At 70.2% G+C, this 4,648-nt stretch carries 2 protein-coding genes; both read right to left on the bottom strand.

Annotation, left to right across the window (positions count from 1 at the left end; all coding sequences use genetic code 11):
• Positions 1-506: RNA polymerase sigma factor SigM (gene sigM, locus ON26_RS27075; RefSeq protein WP_051027697.1), on the bottom strand; the 506-nt coding region annotated here is incomplete at its 3' end.
• Positions 507-825: 319 nt separating this feature from the next.
• Positions 826-4,584 (bottom strand): murein biosynthesis integral membrane protein MurJ, encoded by a 3,759-nt coding sequence (locus ON26_RS27070; RefSeq protein WP_040800309.1) that lies wholly within the window; start codon positions 4,582-4,584, stop codon positions 826-828.
• Between the last annotated feature and the right edge of the window lie 64 nt (positions 4,585-4,648).

The following is a 4,648-nucleotide window of genomic DNA, read 5'->3' as shown; positions in this document are numbered from 1 at the left end:
AAATCCAGACGTTCCTGCAACCGTTGCCTGGCGCGGGCGCATCGGCTCTTGATGGTGCCCACCGGCACCCCGAGCATCTCGGCCGCGTCGGCCACGCTGTAGCCCTCCAGGTCGACGGCCACCAGTGCGGTGCGCTGATCCGGCGGCAGCGAGAACAACGCGCGATCGACCACGATCGACAACTCCAGCTCGGAGTAATCGTCGCGTACCACGGTCGGTTCCGGCAGCGATTCGGGCGCGAGCGCGATGGCGCGGCGGGTCTTGTTGCGCCGGATCCGATCGAGGCAGGCGTTGACCACGATCGCGTGCAGCCAGCTGCGGACCTCCGCCTCGGCGCGGAAGGAGGCCGCCGTGCGATGCGCCGACAGCAGCGCGTCCTGCAACGAGTCCGCGGCGTCCTCCCGGTTGTAGGAGGTGCGCAGCGCCGTCTGCCACAGATGATCGTTGTGCCTGCGCAGCAGCTCGGCGAAGGCGTGCCTGCGCCCGGCCACATGGGCCTGCAGCAGCGCGACGTCGGAGAGCTCGTCGAGCGCGAACGAGCGTCCGCCTGCCGGATACGGCCGCGAACTTCCCCCTCGGGAATCCTCGTTCACTTCGGACGACAAAACCAACCCCTTGGACAGTGCTCACCCGGTACCGGTCGTCGGCGACCGTCTGTCGGAGATGATCTCCGCAGTATCCGGGCCGATGACACGAGAACCCGGGATACTCCCCCGCCGAGAGCGCCTGCCGATCATATCGGCACGGCCGAATGGGCAGCAACCAGAGGAGATTCCGCCCGCCGACGCGCTGGTGCGGCCGCGAGCTGGGCCGCGTCGGCCCGCGTCAGGGTGCGGCGTCGAACCGCAGATCGGCGATCGAGGACTGGAACTGGCTGCCCTCGTTGCCCAGACCCGTGATCCACACGAGCACGTAGCGCGCGGATTGGTCGGCGCTGACCGGGATCTCGGTGAGGCCGTCGGCCAGCACGCCCGAGCCGATCAGCTGGGTCTGATCGAGGGTGGGCGAATTCGTCGGCGCCGTACGGATTTCCACCGAGGTGCCCGGCGTCTGCGAGACGATCGAGACATTGGTCAACTTCGCCGGGCTCGGCAGCGTCGCGATCAGGCCCACGCCCTTCTTGAGGGCGGGGAACTGCTGGAAGTACTGGTCGGTGCGCCAGACGGTGGCCGGATCGTTGTCGAGCACCGCGGCCACCGAGTTCACGCCGTCCGGGGTGCCCTGCGGAGAGAACACGCCGACTTCGGTGACCGGGACCGGGACCCCGCCGTCGACCGAATTGTTGGGCACGGCGCCGGGTGACCCCGGTGCGGGCGCGGGCGTGCTTTCGGTGGTCAGGCCGATATTGCGCTGTTCGTCCAGCGGTGCGTCGCTGGTGCCGGGCGCGAAGATGCTCACCATCCACCAGATGACCACGCCGACCACCAGCGCGGCCAGCACACCGAGACCGACCATCACCCACAGCATCCGCTGCGAGCGCTCCCGCTCCTGCGCGAGCAGCTCGGGATCGGCCAGCGAATCGTCGCCGAGCGGCTGCTGGCGCTGACCCAGCCGCAGCACCGGAATGAAATCGGTCTTCTGGTCGACGACCGAGGCCTGTTCGAGGACATGCTGGACCGTGGCGGCCGTGCGCACGCCCTTGTTGGACTCCAGCGAGCGCACCGCGACCGCGGAGATCTCGAAGGGTACCTCCGGGCGGATCTGGCGCGGCTCGATCGGCGTGCCGTCCGGCCCGAAATCGGCCAGGTGCAGCCCGCCCACGGTCGCCGCGTTACCGGACACGCCACCTTGGCGCAGCGGCCAGCGCGCGGTGATCAGCGCGTAGAGCATGGCGCCGAGACCGCGCACGTCGGACTGGGCGTCCGCGTCGCCGAGCGTGCCGGGGAAGGCGAGCACGGCGTCGCCGGAGGCGCTGATGCGCACTCGGTCGGGATGGTCGATGGACAGCGAGCCACCGCCACGATGGGCGAGTTCGGCGGCCGAGGCCAGCGCGCGGATGGCGCGGGCCGCGCCGATCGGCGAGGGCACCGTCTCGGCCATCTCGCGCAGCGAACGGCCCGGCGTCCACTCGGCCACCACGATGCCGCCGGAGCTGCCGCGCACCACGTCGAGCACGCGGGCCAAGCCGGGCGAATTGATGCGGCCGAGACGCAGCGTGCGGGACAGGATGGCCTGCGGGCCGTCGTGACCGGAATTGTCGGCGGACTTCTGGTCGGCGTCGACGAAGGTCAGCGCGACCTCTCGGTCGAGCTTGATGTCGAGCGCCTGCCAGAACTTCAGCCCGCGGGCGCCGCCGTGGCTGGCCAGCAGCCGGTAGCGGCCGCCGGCCACCGAGGCGCCCGGCATGAGCTTCGGACCACGCTGCACCCGCTTGGTGGTCTCGTCGTCCACCGGCGGCGGCAGCTGACGGGGCGGGATCGGGATCATGCCGGTGTCGTACATCGGGTCGCGCTGGGGGGCCTGATGCCGGTCGTCGCGCTGTCCCGGCGCCGGCTGGTTCTGCTGGGCGGGTTCCTGGCCCGACGGATCCCCCGCGGCAGGGGGTTTGTCGGTCGACAATCCTGCCGTCGGCGGCGTGCTGGAACCGGCGGCCGGGACGCCGCCCACCGCCGCGTCGTCGCTCACCCTCGCTCCTCCTTCGCCCAGCTTGATGGTCTCGCCCTCGAACGCCGACAGATCGGGCTCGCCGCTTGTCCCCTTCTGCCGAACAGGGTACGGGAACGGGACTCGGACGGTCGGGTCAACAGCTTCCGGCCGGATCACGGGCAGCACCATCGTCTGCGCGTCCATGACCGGGTCGAAGCCGGTGTAGATGTAGCGCTCCGGCCTGCGCAGCACCTGGGTGGCGTGTTCCTCCTCGACCGGGCTGTCCAGATCGAGGGCGGGAGCGGGCGGGGTGATGCCGAGGCGGCGCGAGATGGCGACGGTGATCGCGACGACCTCGGGGATACCCGCCAGACGCATCAGGCCGAAGGCCACCGCGAACAGCACGATGCCGTCGATGGCCACCCGGATCAGCGACCCGGGACCGCCCATCGACGCGGAGAGCCGGTCCAGACCGAGCACGATGTCGACGATCCACATCACCGCGCCCGCGGCCACCGAGGACAGCAGCACCCGGGTGATGGTCCGGCCGACATTGGCCATCCGCAGATCGCCCAGGCTGCGATGCAGCAGGTACCCGCCGATCGCCGCGCCGACGCCGAAACTCACGCCGTTGACCACGCCGAGTACCAGCACGACCTGGTCGGGCGAACTCGCGATGGTCGGCGCCAGCGCGGACAGCGTGATCTTGACGCCGGTGATGCCGAGGATGATCCAGGTCGGCGTCCAGGCCTGTTCCCTGGCGTAGAACACCCGCAGGTGGATCAACACCAGCGAATACGGGATCAGCGAGAACGCCGACCAGGCCAGGGCGTCACCGAGGCGTCCGGCGTCGCCGGCGAAGCGCGCGTAGCCGAACAGCGCCTCACCGACCTGCGTGCCCGCCAGGGTGAAGAAGGTGACGACGGGCAGTAGCGCGATCATCGTCAGCCGGGTGGCCACCGACAGGTCGTCGACCACCGCCGGGGTGTCGTCGGCGGCGGCGTTGCGGCTCAGTCGCGGCATGATCGCGGTCAGCAGGGTCACGCCGAGCACGCCGTAGGGCAGCTGCAGCAGCAGCCAGGTGTAGGAGTAGATCGCCGGGCCCGCTTCGTCGGACTTGGAGGCGATGTTGTTGGCGAAGACCAGTCCGATCTGGCTGATCAGCACGTAGAGGATGATCGCCGCGCCCATCGTGCCGAACTGCTTGAGCCGGTCGTCGACGCCCCACAGCGGGCGCAGGTCGATGCCCTCGCGCCGGATGGCGGGCAGTAGGACCAAGGCCTGGGTGACCACGCCGGCGGTGACGCCGACACCGAGCACCAGCAGTTTCGGATCGCCCATCCGCACCGGGTCGAGGCTGATCTCGCCCGGGGTCAGCGCGTAGGTGGCCAGCACCACCAGCACGACCACATTGTTGAGCACCGGCGCCCACGCGCCGGGCTTGAAGTTCTGCCTGGTGTTGAGCACCGCGGTGAACAGCGCCGACATGCCGTAGAACAGGATCGCCGGAACGAGCAGGAAGGTCAGCGCGGTGGTGAGGGCGGTGTTCACCCGGCCGTCGGAGTCGACGAACACCCGGGTGGCCAGAATCGGGGTGGCCGCCAGCGTAAGCGTCGTCGCGATGGCGAGCACGGTGAACGCGGCGGTCACCAGACGACGGACGAACGCCCGGCCACCGTCGGAGTCCTCCTGTTCGGCGCGCACCAGGGTGGGCACGACGATCGCGGTCAGCACCGCGCCGAGGACCAGTTCGGCGATCATGTTCGGGATCAGGCTCGCCGAGGTGAAGGCACTGGCGATCTCCGGGCCGAGGACGGCCGCGAGCATCAGCACCTTGGCGAAGCCGGTGATCCGGCTGACCAGGGTGGCCACGGCGATCGAGCCGGAATCGCGCAGCAGTTTGGCCGCCGCGCTCTGTTTGGTCGACTCCGGGGTCTGTTCGGCTTCGCTGTCCCAGTCGGTGCTCGGCCGGTTGTCCCTGGGCTTGGGCGGCGGCACGAAACGGCTGGGCGCCGGTCGTTCGCGACCGCCGCCCGCCGCCACCGGTTCGGGCGCGGGCTGC

Source organism: Nocardia higoensis NBRC 100133 (genome assembly GCF_000308595.1).
Lineage (GTDB): Bacteria > Actinomycetota > Actinomycetes > Mycobacteriales > Mycobacteriaceae > Nocardia > Nocardia higoensis.
The sequence above is the reverse complement of the archived record's forward strand: the minus strand, read 5'-3'. Positions and strand labels throughout refer to the sequence as shown.